Below are 16,939 nucleotides of genomic sequence, written 5' to 3'. Positions count from 1 at the left end.
AATATGCACATTCACTGGCGGGTTACGCTGCGGGTGTGGACCATTCAGGGCGCGTACGTCGAGGAGTCCGCAGGGCCGGCGGCGCCTTTAGATGCTGAGTCGGTACCCGCGCTTGACGACGGTCGTGACGAGGTCGGGAACGCCGAGCGCGCGCCGCAGGCGACCCATCGCGGTCTCGACGGCGTGCAGGTCGGTGCCGTCTCCGGGGAGAGCAGTGAGCAGGTCATCGCGGCTCACGCAGGCCCCGGGGCGCCGGGCGAGGGCCCGCAGCAGCGCGAGCTGGGCCGGGGTGAGCTCCACCGGTTTGCCGTCGACCAGTGCGGCCGCCGCACACACGGTGAGCTCGTGCCCGGCGACCTCGATCGGCGCGGTCCGGGCGGCGAGCTCGTCGGTGGTGTGCCGCATGAGTGACCCCAGCCGCATCCGGTCCGGGCTGGTGAACGGCACACCGAGCTCGGCCAGCGGCGCCGCGGTCACCGGCCCCACGCACAGCGCGGCGACGGGCCCGTCCAGCGCCTCGAGCAGGTCGTCGAACACGCCCAGTGCCTCGGCACGCTTGAGCACCGCCACCACCGCCGGGGCCGCGGTGAAGGTCACGCCGTCGACGCCCTGCGCCGCGATGGTCCGCACCAGATCGTCGAGTGCCGCGAGATCGTCGGGCAGCTCCCAGCGGTAGACGGGCACCTCGATCACGTCGGCACCCGCCTCGCGCAGACCGTCGAGCAGCACGGACATCGGGTTCCACCCGGAGCCGGCGCCCTGGATCTGGACGCCGATCGTCAGTCCCTCCACGCCGCGCTCGAGCAGCATCTCCAGCAGCTCCGGGCTGGCCTCGCTCTTGGCCGAGGCGTGCTCGCGCAGGCCGGCGGCACGGATCGCGCCGGTGGTCTTGGGTCCGCGGGAGTACAGCGGGACCGCGCCCATCAGCTCGAGCAGGTCGTCGGCCAGGCCCCATTCCTCGCACACCTGCATCCACCAGCGCACGCCGGCCGCGGTGGTGAGCACCATGAGGTCGGCGGGCGCGGCGAGCAGGCGCCCGGTGGCCTCGCGCACCACCGTGTCCTCGGCGATGGGGATCATGTGCATCGCCGGGGCGTGCAGGACGGTGGCCCCGCGCCGCTCGAGGAGGGTGCGCTGCTCGGAGGCCCGCCGGGCGGCGGTGACGGCGACAGTGCGTCCGAGCAGCGGGAGATCGGGTTCGGAGGTGGTCACGTCGGAATCGGTCACTCCCCCATCATGAACGAGGCGTGTGTCCGGCAGGTTTCCCTCCACCGCCTCGTCCGCCCCCGCCGCAGCACCGCACGCCCCCGCCGCCGCGTCCCGTGACCGCTCGTCCCCCGTCATCCAGCCTCCTGTAGCCATCCGCATATCCCTTCGACCGCCGACGAGCACCCACCGCAGCCCGTCCCGGCGCGGGTCCGCTGCGCCAGGGCATCGTTGTCGCGTGCCCCGTCGGCCCAGGCCGCGACCAGGTCTCCCTTGCTCACGCCGTTGCAGCGGCAGACCACCGCCGCGGCCGGCATCGTCGACGGGGTCTGTGCGGCCACCGCCTCGGCGCGTCCCAGCACCACCGACACGACGTCGTCCGGCACGGGAAGAGCGTTCTCGAATAGCTGCGTGAGCATCCCGACCGGCTCCGGGTGTCCGATCAGCGCGGCTCCCACCACGCGGCCCCCCGCCACGTCGACGCGCGCATACCGGCCGCGGGCGGGTTCGCTCAGGGTCGTGACCTCGATGGGCGCACCGGTGTCGGGGCACCGCGATCCGTAGACGTCGGTCGCGAGCGAGCCCAGGGCGACCACGTCGAGCCCGTGGGCCTTGAGCCTGGTCACCTCCGCGCCCCCGAGGTATCTCGCCTGCGGGTCCGCGCCGCTGAGCCGGGCGGCCAGCGCCACGGCCTGGTCCCAGGCGGGTGCGACCAGTCCGCTGACGACGCCCCGGTGCTGCGCGCAGTCGCCGATCGCGGAGATGGCGGGATCGCTGGTGGCCAGCTCGTCGTCGACGACCACGCCGTGGCCCACCTCCAGCCCGGCGTCGCGTGCGAGGTCTGTCCGCGGCGCGGACCCGGCGGTGAGTACGACGGTCCGGCAGCGCACCTCGCCGTCGTCGAGCGTCAGGGTGGCCCCGTCCCACCGCATGGCGCGCACGCCGGTCAGCACCCGCACCCCGAGCGCGGCGAGGGCGCGGACCAGTACGGCGCCGGCGCCGGCGTCGAGGCACCCGTTCATGGGCCGGTCGCGGGGGTGGACGACGACGACGTCGTGCCCCGCCCCGGCGAGTGCGCAGGCGATCTCCAGGCCGATGAAGCCCGCACCGACGACCGCGACCGGGCCGGGGTGTGCGGCGAGATGAGCGGTCAGTTCTCGCTGGCCCGCGGCATCCCGGAGGGTGAACGCGCCGGGCGCCAGGCCGCCGCTGGGACCGCGGATGCCGTCGACGGGCGGGATGCGGGGTGCGGCGCCCGTGGCCAGGACCAGGTGGTCGTAGCCGATGCGTTCGCCATCGGCGAGTTCCACCTCGCGGCAGGCGCGGTCGATCGCCGCGACAGGTGTAGAAGTTCGGACCGTGATGTGGTGCCGTTCCCACCAGGCCGAGGGCTTGAGCCGGGCAACCGGCGCTGGCGCGACGGGGGCGGGGGCCGCGGGAGCCGCTGCGGGCGCGTCGGGGGCGTCGGGGGCGGCGACCGGCCGGGCCGCGACGGCGTGGGACAGCATGATTCGGTTGTACGGTTCCTCCGCTTCCGCGCCCAGGACGGTCACCGACAACCGCTCCGGGTCCGGCTCGCCGACGCGCAGTTCCTCCGCGAGCCGGGCGGCGGCCATCCCAGCGCCCACCACGACGACGCGGCGCGCGCTCATGCCGCCTCCAGCCGGACCGCGCACACCTTGAACTCGGGCATCCGGCTGTGCGGGTCGAGCTCCGGCAGGGTGAGCAGGTTGGCCCGGCCGTCGCCCGGGAAGTGGAACGGCAGGAAGACGGTGTCGGTGCGCATGTCCTCGTCGCAGCGGATCACGGCCTCGACCGCGCCCCGCCGCGACACGATGCGCGCGGGATCACCGTCGACCAGGCCGGCCGCGCGTGCCACGACGGGGTGGACCTGCACCCACATGTCCGGTTCGGCGTCGGCGAGCTCGGCGACCCGGCGGGTCTGCGCGCCGGACTGGTAGTGCGCGAGCAATCGCCCGGTGGTGCCGAGCAGCGGGTACTGCGAGTCGGGTGGTTCGGCGGGTGCGCGCGGTTCGTCCACGACGAACCGGGCGCGGCCGTCGGGCGTGGCGAAGCGGTCGAGGAACAGGCGGGGCGTGCCGTCCGGCGAGTCGGCGCCGCACGGCCAGTGGAGTGCCTCGCCGGCGTCGAGTCGGTCCCAGTCGATCGCCGAGTAGTCGGCCTTGCCGCCGGCGGAGGCGCGGGCGAGCTCGCCGAACACCGCTCGCGCGTCGGGCGGGAACCGCTCGGGTCCGCGGTCCAGGCGGCGGGCGAGTTCGTGCCAGATCCACAGTTCGTCGCGCACGCCGGCGGGCGGGGTGACGGACCGGCGTCGCCGCAGCACCCGGCCCTCGAGACTGGTGAGCGTGCCCTCCTCCTCCGCCCACTGGGGCACGGGCAGGACGACGTCGGCCAGCGCGGCAGTCTCCGAGAGGACGAAGTCGGCCACGACGAGCGTGTCGAGCGCGCGTAGCCGCTCGGTCACCCGGTCGGCGTCGGGCGCGGAGACCACCGGGTTGGAGGCGTGGAGCAGCATCGCGGTGGGCCCGCCCGGCCGGCCGAGCGAGTCGAGTAGTTCGAACGCCGACAGACCCGGCCCGGGAATCTGCTCCGGGTCCACTCCCCACACCCCGGCGACGTGCGCGCGGGCGGCGGGGTCGGTGATCATCCGGTACCCGGGCAGCTGGTCGGCCTTCTGCCCGTGCTCGCGGCCGCCCTGCCCGTTGCCCTGCCCGGTGAGGGTGCCGTAGCCGCTCCCCGGACGTCCCGGCAGTCCCAGCGCCAGGGCGAGCGCGATGGCGGCGCCCACCACGGCGGTGCCGTCGGCGTGCTGCTCGGCGCCCCGGGCGGTGAGGATGTACGACCCCGCCCCGGCGTCACGCGCGCGGGCGAGCAGGGCGACCGCCCGCTCGAGGTGCGCGACAGAGACACCGGTGACGCGCTCGGTGCGGTCGGGAAGCCAGGCGGCGGCGTGCGCCCACGCGTCGGAGAACCCGCTGGTGCGCTCGGCGATGTACCGCGTGTCGACCGCGCCGGTGACGACGACGAGGTGCAGCAGTCCCAGCGCGAGTGCCGCGTCCGTGCCGGGGCGCAGTCGCAGGTGCACACCGCCCCCGTCGAGGGCGCGCCGCGCGGTCGCGGTGAGCCGGGGGTCGGCCACCACGAGCCCGCCGGCGCGTGCTGCCGTGTCGAGGTGCTGGAGGAACGGAGGCATGGTGTCGGCGGGGTTGGCACCGATGAGCATCACGGCCCGGGCGTCGGCGAGGTCGGTGACGGGGAACGGCAGTCCGCGGTCGAGGCCGAAGCTGCGGTTCGCGGCCGCCGCGGCGCTCGACATGCACCAGCGGCCGTTGTAGTCGATGAGCCGGCTGCCCAGCGCGAGCCGGGTGAACTTGCCCAGCTGGTAGGCCTTCTCGTTGGTGAGCCCGCCGCCGCCGAACACCGCCACCCCGTCGGGCCCGCCCGCGGCCTGCGCCCGGCGGATCCCCTCGGCCACGCGGTCCAGGGCGGTGTCCCAGTCGCACGTTTCCAGGCGCCCGTCGCGCCGGATGAGCGGGGTGGTGAGCCGGCCCGGGTGATCGAGCAGCTCTCCCGACGTCCACCCCTTACGGCACAGCCCGCCACGGTTGGTGGGGAACCACGCGGGCGCCACCTCGACCGCCTCGGCCGGGTCCGCCGCCGGCGTCACCGTCATCGCGCACTGCAGGGCGCAGTACGGGCAATGCGTGTGGGTGGGCCGGTCCCCGCCGGGGCCCGCCTCAACGGGCTCGGGCACCGTCGTCAGGTTCGGCGCCTCCGGGCTGCTGCGAACGGTCGTCATGGTGCTCTCCTCGTCGTCGTCGTCCCCTCGTCCCTTTCCCGTCAGCGCGCGGCCGGCACCGGACGTGCGGCCCGGCCCTGTTCCGACGCGGTGCGGGATGCCGCGGCCCCGGCCCCCGTCGGCGCGGCGGTCGGACGCCGGAGGTACACCGCCCGCGTGACGAGCGCCGCCACCACGTAGAAGACCGTGAACGCCACGAACGCCCAGGTCGCGGACCCCGACGACTGGTAGGAGCTGCGCAGGGTCATGTTGATGAGGAACCCGCCGAACGCGCCGACCGCGCCGGCGACCCCGATGAGGGCGCCCGAATGCGCTCGCGACCACGCCGCCCGGGCGGCATCCGGCAGGTCCAGACCGCGGCTACGGGCCTCGTAGACGGTGGGGATCATCTTGTAGACCGAGGCGTTGCCCATCCCGGTGAGCGCGAACAGGGTGAGGAACGCCGCGAAGAACAACACCAGCGCGCCGCCCGACAGTCGGCCGCCGTCGGCCGCCTGCATGCTCGAGGTGACGATCAGCGCCACCGTCGTCGCGGCCATGCCGAGGAAGGTCACCAGGGTGACCCGGGCACCGCCGAAGCGGTCGGACAGGCGGCCGCCCAGCATGCGGGTCAACGAGCCCAGCAGCGGGCCGAGGAACGTGATCTGCGCGGCGTGGAGAGCGGCGTCGGCCGGGGACTGCCCGTTACCGGTGAAGGTCATGGTGAGCATCTGCCCGAAGGCGAAGCTGAACCCGATGAACGAGCCGAAGGTACCGATGTAGAGCAGGGACAGCACCCAGCCGTCGCGGTCGCCTGCCACGTCGCGCATGCTCGCGACGTCCACGGTGTGGTGTTCGAGGTTGTCCATCTTGCATGCCGCGCCGATCCCCGCGACCACCAGCAGGACCAGGTACACCGCGATCACCCAGTGCGGCGAGCGGTTTCCGGCCGCGGCGATCACCACGAGCCCCACCACCTGGATGGTCGCCACACCCAGGTTGCCGCCGCCCGCGTTGAGGCCCAGCGCCCAGCCCTTCATGCGCTGCGGGAAGAAGGCGTTGATGTTGGTCATGGACGAGGCGAAGTTGGCGCCGCCCAGGCCCGCGAGGGCGCCCACCACCAGGTACAGCCACAGCGGCTGCCCGGGATTGGCCATGATCCACAGCATCGCCCCCGCCGGGATGAGCAGCACGAACGCGGAGAACATCGTCCAGTTGCGGCCACCGAAGGTCGCGGTGGCCAGCGTGTAGGGGATGCGCAGGAACGCGCCGGTGAGGGTCACCACCGCGGAGACGAGGAACTTGTCCGGCGCGTCCAGGCCGTAGACGTCCGCAGGCATGAACAGCACCATCACGGCGAACAGGGTCCACACCGAGAACCCCACGTGCTCGGCGAACACCGACCAGTACAGATTGCGCATCGCGGTGCGCCGGCCTCCGGACTCCCACTGGGCCGTGTCCTCCGGATCCCAGTCCTCGATCACGTGCGAGCGCGTCATCGCTTCACCTCTCCCCGGTAGCGGGCGCCCCGCCGGCGCCCTGTGCCACGCCACCGTAGGAATCCGCTGTTTCCCCTGCGCTACCCGTCGTGACGGTCCCGTCACGGTGTACTCACGTCTGGCGGTTCGGCCTGTGAGGGTGCCGCTCGCGTGGTCGACTGGGTCCATGTCACGCACCGTCACACAACTCCGCCGCGTCGCTCTCGCCGCGGTCCTCCTGGCCACGCCGCTGCTCGGCCCCCTCGCGACCGCGCCCGCCGCCCTCGCCCAGTCACTCGACGATCCCGCCTGGCCCGCCGACCGCCCGTTCCCACCCGCCACCGACGGCCCGTTCGGATGGGCCGAGCTCTCGTACTGGCCCTACGCCGTCGCGCCGTCGGATCCGCAGTTCTGGGCCCCGAACGGAGCACCCATGCGCGTGCTCTCCCCGTTCGGCACGGACACGGAGATCTGGTGCTCGAACTACGTGTCCCAGGGATCGGACTGTTGGCAACGTGACCCCTCGGGGACGCCGCACCGGCTCCACCGCATCACGGTGCTCTCGGACGTGATCACCGGATCGACGGGGTCCGCGGCCGACGGGAGCGTCCGGGGCGCCTACGACCTGGCCTACGAGCGGGAATGGCCCACCACGTCGGGCGGTATCGGAATCCCCGCCGGCACCGTCCCCGGCTCGACTACCACCACGTGGGTCTCGCTGATGCCGCTCTCCCCGTTCGGCGCCGACTCCCGGGACTTCGACGTGTGGGTGCACCCGGGGTTCGTGCCCGGCAGCTGAGTAACCTGGGACGGTCGAACCCGCTGCGAAAGGATCCACCGCCGTGCCGTTCCCCCTGGATGTCCCCGAGTCCGAGCTGCGTAGACGGCGGAGCCAGAAGTGGGTGGCCTACCCCGAGGACGTCCTGCCGCTGTTCGTGGCCGAGACCGACGTCCTGCTCGCCCCGGCGATCCGGGAGCGCCTCGCCGCCGCGGTGGCGGACGGCGACACCGGCTACTTCGCCGAGATCGAGCGACTCGCCGGTGTGTGCGCGCGGTACTACTCGCGCTTCGGGTACGACGTGCCGGAGGACGCGGTGGTGCCGGTCAACGACGTCGGCGTGGGCGTGCGGGAGACCCTCGCCCGGACCATCCCGGCCGGGAGCGGCGTGGTGTACACGCCGCCGGTGTACATGCCGTTCGGACCGTGGATCCGGCGCGTGGGGATGACGCCGGTCGCGGTGCCCCTGGTCGACCACGACGGCGAGGACCCGCGACTGGACCTGGCGGGCATCGAGCAGGCGTTAGCCGACGGGGCCCGGGCCGTGCTGCTCAGTCACCCGCACAACCCCACGGGCGTTCTTCACGGCCAGGCAGAGTTGGCCGAGCTCGCCGACCTGGCCGCGCGGCACGACGCCGTGGTGGTCTCCGACGAGATCTGGGCGCCCCTGGCCATGCCGGAAGTCGAGTTCACCTCGTTCCTGGCCGCCTCCGACACCGCGCGCGAGGTGGGGCTGGCCATCTCGTCGGCGTCCAAGGCGTTCAACCTCGCCGGACTCAAGTGCGCGTTCGTGATCAACGGCAACCCGGAGCGGTTCCACGTCCGGCGCTCGGCGCTGTCGGGCGCCGTGGGGCACTTCGGGGCGTTGGCCGCGGAGGCCGCGTTGACCGGGTCCCTGGACTGGCTCGATGAGCTGCGTTCCGCGCTCGCGTCGAACCTCGATCTGATGGGGCGGCTGCTGGCCGAGCACCTTCCCCGCGCGCGGTGGCGTCGGCCCGACGCCGGGTTCGTGGCATGGATCGACCTGCGCGGCTACCCGGGCCTGGGCGACGACCCGGCCGCGGCGTTCCTCGACGAGGGGCGGGTGGCGCTCAGCCCCGGGCCGGCGTTCGGCACGGAGGGCGAGGGCTTCGCCCGGGTGAACTTCGCCTGCTCCGCCGAGCTGCTCACCGAGGCGTTCGTGCGGATGGGCCGGGTCGCCGCAGAGCGCGGCTGACGCCGGATTCCACGCGCTCGCGCAGATCGGGTTCGGGTCCGGCCCCGCCGTCACCCGCCGGCGGCGCCACCGTGGCCGCGGCGCCACAGGAACACCGTCATCGTGGCGGTGAGGACGGTCCGTGCGTCCTGATCGTGCATCTCGATGTCCATCCCCACGCGGCCCCTCGTCTCGTCGAGGCTCACCTCGGTCACGGTGACCGAGCCCCTCAGCGTGTCGCCCGGACGCACCGGTGCGGTGAAGCGCAGGCGGTCGAATCCGCGCCCGGCGATCACGGCCGCCCGTGAGTAGAACGCCTCCACGCTGAGTTTCTGGAGGACCGCCAGGGTGTGGATACCGCTGGCGATCACGCCTCCGTGGTGCCCGGTCGCCGCCGCCGCCGGATCGGTGTGGAACCACTGGGGATCCCACGCGGACGCGAAGTCGACGATCTCGTCCTCCGAGAGGGTCATCTCCCCGAGTCGGATCAGATATCCGCTATGCAGATCGTCGGCTGCGATAAGCCCAGACATCTCGCGTTCCCTTTCTGCGAATCGGCCATGGGGACAACGGCCCCGAACGCCCTCCCGCGCGAGGTGGTGCACACGTTCCGTGACACCGAGAGGCGTTCGCACGCGCCGGGATGCTCGTACGGCGGCCGCCCCGGTATCCCCGGGACGACCGCCGTACGGGCCGTGTGGGAGGAGGTCAGCCCTGCTCGGCTGCCAGCTTCTTCAGCGACTCGGTGGGCGCGAAGCGCTCGCCGTACTTAGCGGCCAGCTCCTCGGCGCGGGCGACGAAGCCCTTGTACCCGGTGGCGACCTTGGCCCCCGGCTCGGAGTAGTTCTTCGCGTACTGGCGGGTGCCGCCGGTCCACGCCGGGAACCCGATGCCGATGATGGAGCCGATGTTGGCGTCCGCGTCGTCGACGATCACGCCCTCGTCGACGCACTTCTGCGTCTCGAGGACCTCGGCGAAGATCATGCGATCGACGAGATCCTGCAGCGGGGGTGCGTTGTCCGGGGAGGTGCTGAACGCCTCGCGCAGGCCCGACCACAGTCCGGCGCGCTTGCCGTCGGCGTAGTCGTAGAACCCGGCGCCAGCGGCGCGACCGGAGCGCTTGATCTCCTCGACCATCTTGAGGATCACCTGGTCGACGGCGTCGGGGACGAACTCCACACCAGCGGCCTCTTCGGCGTCGCGGGTCGCCTGCCGGATCTTGACCATGAGGTTGAGATTCAGCTCGTCGGACAGCTGCAGCGGGGCCGCCGGGTAGCCGGCGATGCGGCCGGCCTGCTCGATGGTGGCGGGCTCGATGCCCTCGGCCAGCATCCCGATCGCCTCGTTGACGAACGTGCCGATGACCCGTGAGGTGTAGAAGCCACGCGAGTCGTTGACCACGATCGGAATCTTGCGGATGGCCAGCGTGAGATCGATCGCCTTGGCCAGCGTCTCCGGGGTGGTCTTGTCCCCCTTGATGATCTCGACCAGCTGCATCTTGTCGACGGGCGAGAAGAAGTGCAGGCCGATGAAGTCCTCGGGCCGCTTGACGCCCGTGGCGAGATCGGTGATCGGCAGGGTCGAGGTGTTGGAGCCGAGCAGCGCGTCGGGGGCGACGATGTCCTCGATCTCCTGAAACACCTTCTTCTTCAGCTCGGGCGACTCGAAGACGGCCTCGATCACGAGGTCGCACCCCGCCAGGGCCTGCGGGTCTGTCGTGGGGGTGATGCGGGCGAGCAGGGCGTCGGACTTCTCCTGCGTGGTGCGACCGCGCTCGAGGGCCTTGGCCTCGATGCTCTCCGAGTACGCCTTGCCCTTGTCGGCGGAGGCCTGCTCGACGTCCTTGAGCACGACCTCGATGCCGGCCTTCGCGCACACGTACGCGATGCCGGCGCCCATCATGCCGGCGCCGAGGACACCGACCTTCGTGAACTGGGTGCGCGGGATCTCCGAGCCGTCGGCGGCCTTGGGCCGGGCCCCGCCCGAGGAGCAGTGCTGCATGTCGAAGAAGAACGCCTGGATCATGTTCTTCGCGATGGGGCCGGTGACGAGGGACACGAAGTAGCGTGCTTCGATCTTCTCGGCGGTGGCGAAGTCGACCTGCGAGCCCTCTACGGCGGCGGCCATGATGGCGCGCGGTGCCGGGGAGGGTGCGCCCTTGGTCTGCTTGCGCATGTTCGCCGGGAACGACGGCAGGACGCCGGCCAGCGCCGGGTCACTGATGGTGCCGCCGGGCAGGGTCCAGCCCTTGCGGTCCCACGGCTGGCTCGCCTCGGGGTCGGTCTTGATCCAGGCCTTGGCTGCGTCGAGGAGCTTCTCGGGCTCGACGACCTCGTCGACCAGGCCGGCCTTGAGAGCCTTGTCCGGGGCGAAGGACCGGCCGGACATGAGAATGTTGGGCACGGCCTGCGCGAGGCCGAACATGCGGACGGTGCGGACGATGCCGCCGCCGCCCGGCAGCAGCCCGAGGGTGACCTCGGGCAGGCCGACCTTGGCGCCGCGGGCGTCGGCCATGACGCGGTGGTGACAGGCGAGCGCGAGCTCGAGGCCACCGCCCAGGGCCGCGCCGTTGAGGGCGGCCACGACCGGAACGCCGCAGGTTTCAAGAGCGCGCATGCGGCCCTTGATGCTCATGGACCGCTCGAAGAGCTCGTCGGCCTGGTCGGGACCGGCCTTGATCATGGACTTGAGGTCGCCGCCGCCGAAGAAGCTCTTCTTGGCGGACGTCAGCACGACGCCCTTGATGGACTCCTTCTCGGCCTCAATGCGGTCGACGGTGGCGGAGAAGTCGTCGATGAACCGGGCGTTCATCGTGTTGGCGCCGTGGTCGGGGTCGTCCATGGTGAGGGTGACGATGCCGTCGCCGTCCTGCTCCCACCGGAACATGTTTTCGCTCACTGGTTTTCTACTCCTATGCCTGTGGTGTCGGTGCGGGTCAGACGCGTTCGATGATGGTGGCCACGCCCATGCCGCCACCCACGCAGAGGGTGATGAGGGCGCGCTTGCCGCCGGTGCGCTCGAGCTCGTCGAGCACCGTGCCGGTGATCATCGCGCCGGTCGCGCCGAGGGGGTGCCCCATGGCGATGGCGCCGCCGTTGACGTTGAGCTTCTCGTCGGGGATGTTCATGTCCTTCTGGAAGCGCAGCACGACGGAGGCGAAGGCCTCGTTGAGCTCCCACAGGTCGATGTCGTCGGGGGTCAGGCCGGCGGTGGCGAGCGCCTTCTTGGCCGCCGGGGTGGGCCCGGTCAGCATGATGGTGGTGTCGGCACCGGAGGTGGCCGCGGCGACGACGCGGGCGCGCGGGGTCATGCCCATCTCCTGCCCGGCCTTCTCCGATCCGACGACCACGAGTGCGGCGCCGTCGACGATGCCGGACGAGTTGCCACCGTGGTGGACGTGGTTGATCTCCTCGACCCAGTGGTACTTCTGCAGCGCCACCGCGTCGAATCCGCCCATGTCGCCGACCATGGCGAAGGACGGCTTGAGCTTGGCCAGGGCGTCGACGGTGGTGCCCGGGCGCATGTGCTCATCATGGTCGAGGATGGTGACGCCGTTGATGTCCTTGACGGGCACGACGGACTTGGCGAAGCGCCCCTCTTCCCATGCGCGGGCGGCCAGGCGCTGCGAGCGCTCGGCGTAGCGGTCCACGTCCTCGCGGGTGAACCCCTCGAGGGTGGCGATGAGGTCGGCGCCGATCCCCTGCGGGGAGAAGTAGGTGTCGTAGTTGGTGGCCGGGTCCAGAGCCCAGGCGCCGCCGTCGGAGCCCATCGGCGCCCGGGACATCGACTCGACACCACCGGCGAGGACGACCTCGTCCCACCCGGAGCGGATCTTCTGCGCTGCCATGTTGATCGTGGTCAGACCGGAGGCACAGAAACGGTTGATCTGCACACCCGCGACGGTGTCGGGCATCTTGGCGGCCAGCGCGGCGATCCGCGGCAGGTCCATGCCCTGATCCCCCGTCGGGGTGACGATCCCGTAGATGATGTCGGAGATCCGGTTCTCGTCGAGATCGGGGAAGCGCCGCCGCATCTCCTCGATGAGGCCGACGACCAGGTCGATCGGCTTGACCCCGTGCAGAGCGCCGCCAGGCTTGCCCTTGCCTCGCGGAGTCCGGATGGCGTCGTAGATGAATGCCTCGGTCATGGGTGGTCCACGGCCTTTCTCTGGGCGAGCTGATACGTGTTCCGCTTCACACTACGTTGTGCCCACCGGACGGTTCGGACTGCGGTCCGTTTCTGCACGAGACTCACCGGGCTCGCTCCGGTGGCACAGTGGGTCCCGTGACCGAGAACCACGCCGTATCCCCTGCCCTGGCCGAGCTCGCCGACGTCTGCGGCGTCGCATCGAGTTACGAGGACGCCGACGGCGTCCGTCGCGAGGTCCCGGCCTCGACCCTGCGCGCGGTGCTCGCCGCGATGGGCGTCGAGGTCGGCGACGACGACGAGGGCGGCGTCTCCGAACGTGAGGCACTCGGTGCTGTTCGTCTGCGCCCCTGGCGAGGTGTGCTGCCACCGACGCTGGTGGCGCGTGAGGGCACCGCCATCGGGTGCCCGGTCCACGTCCCGCGCGGCGCGATCGTGAATGTCGAGGTCCTTCTCGAGGACGCCGACGTGCCGTCGACGTTGCTCCCCCTTGACGAACCCCGGATCGCCCGGGATGTCGACGGGGTGGCGATGGAGCGGGTCACTCTGGCGGTCCCCGATGATCTGCCCGTCGGATGGCATCGCGTCACCGCAGTGGTCCGAGCCCCGGACGGCACCCGCCACTCCAGTGAGTGCACCCTGCTGGTCCATCCCCGCGCAATCCCCGTGCCCGCCGGACTCGAGGAGCACCGTGCAGTCGGGTTGGCGGCACAGATCTATCAGGTCCGGTCGGAACAGTCCTGGGGCGTCGGCGATCTGGCCGACCTCGGGGACCTCGCCGAGTGGGCGAGCCGCGACTTCGGCGCGGACTTCGTCCTGGTCAACCCCATGCATGCGGGTGAGCCGTTCGTGCCGGTCGGTCCGTCGCCCTATCTCCCGACGACCCGCCGGTTCGCCTCCCCCCTGTACCTGCGCCCCGAGCTCGTGCCGGAGTACTCCGCCCTGTCAGCCGCCGACCGCCGTCGCGTGGATGACCTGGCCCGCACCGCGGCTGCGACCAACACTGTGGACACGATCGATCGCGACAGTTCGTGGACCGCGAAGCTCGAGGCGTTGCGGATCCTGTTCATGGTCCCGCTGGCCCGCGCCCGGGCCGACTCGTTCGACCGGTTCGTCGATGAGCATCCCGGGATTCTGGGCTTCGCCACGTGGTCCGCGCTGGCCGGTGACCACGGCCCCGACTGGTCCACCTGGCCGGAGGAACTCCGGGATCCGGGCTCGGAGGCCGTCGCGGGTTACGCCGACGAGAATCCGGAAGAGATCCGTTTCCACCTGTGGTTGCAGTGGTTGGTCGCGGAGCAGCGGGCGCACGCCCAGCGCGAGGCCCTTGCCGCGGGGATGCGTCTCGGGGTCCTGCACGATCTGGCGGTGGGGGTCCATCCCACGGGCGCCGATGCGTGGTCGCTCCACCATTCACTGGCCCGTGGGGTCTCGGTGGGTGCTCCCCCGGACGCCTATAACCAACGCGGTCAGGACTGGTCGCAGCCGCCGCTCCGTCCGGACGCCCTCGCCGAGGAGGGCTACCGTCCCTTCCGCGACATCGTCCGCGCGGCATTGCGGGATTCAGGCGGCGTCCGGATCGATCACATCCTCGGCCTGTTCCGGCTGTGGTGGATTCCCCGGGGCGCGGCTCCGACCGAGGGCACATATGTCCACTATGACCACGAGGCGATGCTCGGAGTTCTCGCACTCGAGGCGTCACGGGCCGGCGCGGTCGTGGTGGGCGAGGACCTGGGAACGGTGGCTCCGGGGGTCCGCGAGACGCTGTCCGAGCTCGGGATCCTGGGCACGTCCGTGATGTGGTTCGAGCAGGACGAGGACGCCCCGATCCCGCCTGAGGACTATCGACGGCTGTGTATGGCGTCGGTGACGACCCATGATCTCCCGCCGACCGCCGGCTACGCCGACCTCGTCCATGTGGATATCCGCGAGGAGTTGGGACAGTTGACGGGCGACAGCGCCGAGGAACGTCGTGGTGCCGAGGCCGAGATCGCGGACTTCACTGCTGTCGTGCGGGAGCGTGGCCTGCTCGACGGGGACTCCCCCGAGGATCTAGTCGTGGCACTGCATCGATTCGTGGCCGAGTCGCCGTCGCTGTTGTTCGCCGTGTCGGTGGCGGATCTCGTGGGTGATCGCCGTGCGGTGAATGTTCCGGGGACGTCGGATGAGTATCCGAATTGGCGGGTGCCGTTGTCGGGTCCCGGTGGTGAGGTCGTGGGTGTGGAGCAGTTGCGGGGTTCGGCGTTGGCGCGTCGGGTGATGGGTGCCGCCGGCGGTCGGCTGGCCTGATGGCCGGGTCGGCCTGATGGCCGGGTCGGCCTGGTGCGGGCCGGCCTGGTGTGGGCCGGCCTGGTGTGGGTGAAATGACGAGAGCCCCGAGTCACCGGTGAGGGTGATTCGGGGCTCTCGTGTGAAGTTGTGTTCGGCGGTGACCTACTCTCCCACACCCTCACGAGTGCAGTACCATCGGCGCTGGCAGGCTTAGCTTCCGGGTTCGGAATGGGACCGGGCGTTTCCCTGCCGCTATGGCCGCCGTAACTCTGTGAAACAAGGCCCACGTGTTTTTGCGTGGGTGTGTTGTTTCAGATACTGCACAGTGGACGCGTTGCGATTCTTTAGGGGCTGTTTGTGTGTAAGCCCTCGGCCGATTAGTACCGGTCACCTGCACGCATTGCTGCGCTTCCAGTTCCGGCCTATCAACCCCATGGTCTGTGGGGGGCCTTAACCACGCGAAGGTGGTGAGAAACCTCATCTTGGAACAGGCTTCCCGCTTAGATGCTTTCAGCGGTTATCCCTTCCGAACGTAGCTAACCAGCGATGCTCCTGGTGGAACAACTGGCACACCAGAGGTTCGTCCGTCCCGGTCCTCTCGTACTAGGGACAGCCTTCCTCAAGTTTCTTACGCGCGCGGCGGATAGAGACCGAACTGTCTCACGACGTTCTAAACCCAGCTCGCGTGCCGCTTTAATGGGCGAACAGCCCAACCCTTGGGACCTACTCCAGCCCCAGGATGCGACGAGCCGACATCGAGGTGCCAAACCATCCCGTCGATATGGACTCTTGGGGAAGATCAGCCTGTTATCCCCGGGGTACCTTTTATCCGTTGAGCGACACCGCTTCCACTTGCCGGTGCCGGATCACTAGTCCCGACTTTCGTCCCTGCTCGACGTGTCAGTCTCACAGTCAAGCTCCCTTGTGCACTTGCACTCAACACCTGATTGCCATCCAGGCTGAGGGAACCTTTGGGCGCCTCCGTTACTCTTTAGGAGGCAACCGCCCCAGTTAAACTACCCACCAGGCACTGTCCCTAACCCAGATCATGGGCCGAGGTTAGACGTCCAATACGATCAGAGTGGTATTTCAACAACGACTCCACACACACTGGCGTGCATGCTTCACAGTCTCCCACCTATCCTACACAAACCGAATCGAACGCCAATACCAAGCTATAGTAAAGGTCCCGGGGTCTTTTCGTCCTGCCGCGCGTAACGAGCATCTTTACTCGTAGTGCAATTTCGCCGAGTCTGTGGTCGAGACAGCAGAGAAGTCGTTACGCCATTCGTGCAGGTCGGAACTTACCCGACAAGGAATTTCGCTACCTTAGGATGGTTATAGTTACCACCGCCGTTTACTGGGGCTTAAATTCTCAGCTTCGCCTTGCGGCTAACCGGTCCTCTTAACCTTCCAGCACCGGGCAGGCGTCAGTCCGTATACATCGACTTACGTCTTCGCACGGACCTGTGTTTTTAGTAAACAGTCGCTTCTCTCTGGTCTCTGCGACCACCCCCAGCTCAGATCGCAAGGATCGTCACCGGGCGTGGTCCCCCTTCTCCCGAAGTTACGGGGGCATTTTGCCGAGTTCCTTAACCACAGTTCTCTCGATCGCCTTGGTATTCTCTACCTGATCACCTGTGTCGGTTTGGGGTACGGGCCGTGTATGAACTCACTAGAGGCTTTTCTCGGCAGCATAGGATCACTGAATTCCCCACAACGGGTATGCATCAAGTCTCAGCCTTGATGTGACACGGATTTGCCTATGTCACGGCCTACACTCTTACACCAGTACAACCACTGACTGGCCCAGCTACCTTCCTGCGTCACCCCATCGCTTGGCTACTACCAGTTCAGGTCCCGCGCATCCGGTCCACGTCATCCCGAAGGATGCTCTAGGACGTTCAGGGCGGTTAGTATCACTGATTCACCATGGGCGCGCATACACGGGTACGGGAATATCAACCCGTTGTCCATCGACTACGCCTGTCGGCCTCGCCTTAGGTCCCGACTCACCCTGGGCAGATTAGCTTGACCCAGGAACCCTTGATCATTCGGCGGACGAG

General features: G+C 69.9%; 10 protein-coding genes and 2 rRNA genes (1 of these 12 running past the window's edge). 3 read left to right on the top strand and 9 right to left on the bottom strand.

The genetic code is table 11. The annotated features are described in order from the left end of the window. Positions 1–87: 87 nt before the first annotated feature. From VZF99_RS03470 to VZF99_RS03455, 4 genes are all read right to left on the bottom strand, one after another. On the bottom strand, positions 88–1,212 hold the full coding sequence (locus tag VZF99_RS03470) for a uroporphyrinogen-III synthase (RefSeq protein WP_407336071.1): 1,125 nt from the start codon (positions 1,210–1,212) through the stop codon (positions 88–90). 128 nt (positions 1,213–1,340) lie between these two features. Beyond that, positions 1,341–2,858 carry an FAD-dependent oxidoreductase gene (locus tag VZF99_RS03465; protein WP_407335713.1) on the bottom strand — a complete coding sequence of 506 codons (1,518 nt, stop codon included), beginning with the start codon at positions 2,856–2,858 and terminating at the stop codon, positions 1,341–1,343. Next, the gene (locus VZF99_RS03460) at positions 2,855–5,026 is read right to left on the bottom strand and encodes a molybdopterin oxidoreductase family protein (protein ID WP_407335712.1); all 2,172 of its coding nucleotides are present in this window, start codon (positions 5,024–5,026) and stop codon (positions 2,855–2,857) included. Before VZF99_RS03460 ends, VZF99_RS03465 begins: the two co-directional genes overlap by 4 nt. Positions 5,027–5,067: 41 nt before the next feature. Next, positions 5,068–6,504: a nitrate/nitrite transporter gene (locus VZF99_RS03455; RefSeq protein ID WP_317471230.1), complete on the bottom strand. Its 1,437-nt coding sequence runs from the start codon at positions 6,502–6,504 to the stop codon at positions 5,068–5,070. 166 nt (positions 6,505–6,670) lie between these two features. Between VZF99_RS03455 and VZF99_RS03450 the strand changes: the two genes are divergently transcribed. Beyond that, entirely contained in the window at positions 6,671–7,282 is a 612-nt protein-coding gene (locus tag VZF99_RS03450) for a hypothetical protein (RefSeq protein WP_154830375.1), read from the top strand. Positions 7,283–7,325: 43 nt separating this feature from the next. Next, positions 7,326–8,477 (top strand): aminotransferase class I/II-fold pyridoxal phosphate-dependent enzyme, encoded by a 1,152-nt coding sequence (locus VZF99_RS03445; protein WP_317471227.1) that lies wholly within the window; start codon positions 7,326–7,328, stop codon positions 8,475–8,477. Positions 8,478–8,527: 50 nt separating this feature from the next. Here the strand turns inward: VZF99_RS03445 and VZF99_RS03440 are convergent, their stop codons facing one another. The 3 genes from VZF99_RS03440 to VZF99_RS03430 all read right to left on the bottom strand — a co-directional run bounded on the left by VZF99_RS03440 (position 8,528) and on the right by VZF99_RS03430 (position 12,603). Next, positions 8,528–8,929, bottom strand: a complete 402-nt coding sequence (locus tag VZF99_RS03440; protein WP_407335711.1) for a MaoC/PaaZ C-terminal domain-containing protein — start codon at positions 8,927–8,929, stop codon at positions 8,528–8,530. 235 nt (positions 8,930–9,164) lie between these two features. Further along, on the bottom strand, positions 9,165–11,342 hold the full coding sequence (locus VZF99_RS03435) for a 3-hydroxyacyl-CoA dehydrogenase NAD-binding domain-containing protein (RefSeq protein WP_407336070.1): 2,178 nt from the start codon (positions 11,340–11,342) through the stop codon (positions 9,165–9,167). Between the two features lie 49 nt (positions 11,343–11,391). Next, positions 11,392–12,603: an acetyl-CoA C-acetyltransferase gene (locus VZF99_RS03430; RefSeq protein ID WP_069389045.1), complete on the bottom strand. Its 1,212-nt coding sequence runs from the start codon at positions 12,601–12,603 to the stop codon at positions 11,392–11,394. Between the two features lie 137 nt (positions 12,604–12,740). Between VZF99_RS03430 and malQ the strand changes: the two genes are divergently transcribed. Then, entirely contained in the window at positions 12,741–14,891 is a 2,151-nt protein-coding gene (gene malQ, locus VZF99_RS03425) for a 4-alpha-glucanotransferase (protein ID WP_407335710.1), read from the top strand. A 131-nt stretch (positions 14,892–15,022) separates the two neighbouring features. Here the strand turns inward: malQ and rrf are convergent. After that, positions 15,023–15,139, bottom strand: a 5S ribosomal RNA gene (rrf, locus tag VZF99_RS03420). A gap of 91 nt (positions 15,140–15,230) precedes the next feature. Next, positions 15,231–16,939: ribosomal RNA gene (locus tag VZF99_RS03415) — 23S ribosomal RNA — on the bottom strand (it continues 1,388 nt past the right edge of the window).

The sequence above is a fragment of the Dietzia kunjamensis genome (genome assembly GCF_045689975.1).
Lineage (GTDB): Bacteria > Actinomycetota > Actinomycetes > Mycobacteriales > Mycobacteriaceae > Dietzia > Dietzia kunjamensis.
The sequence above is the reverse complement of the archived record's forward strand: the minus strand, read 5'-3'. Positions and strand labels throughout refer to the sequence as shown.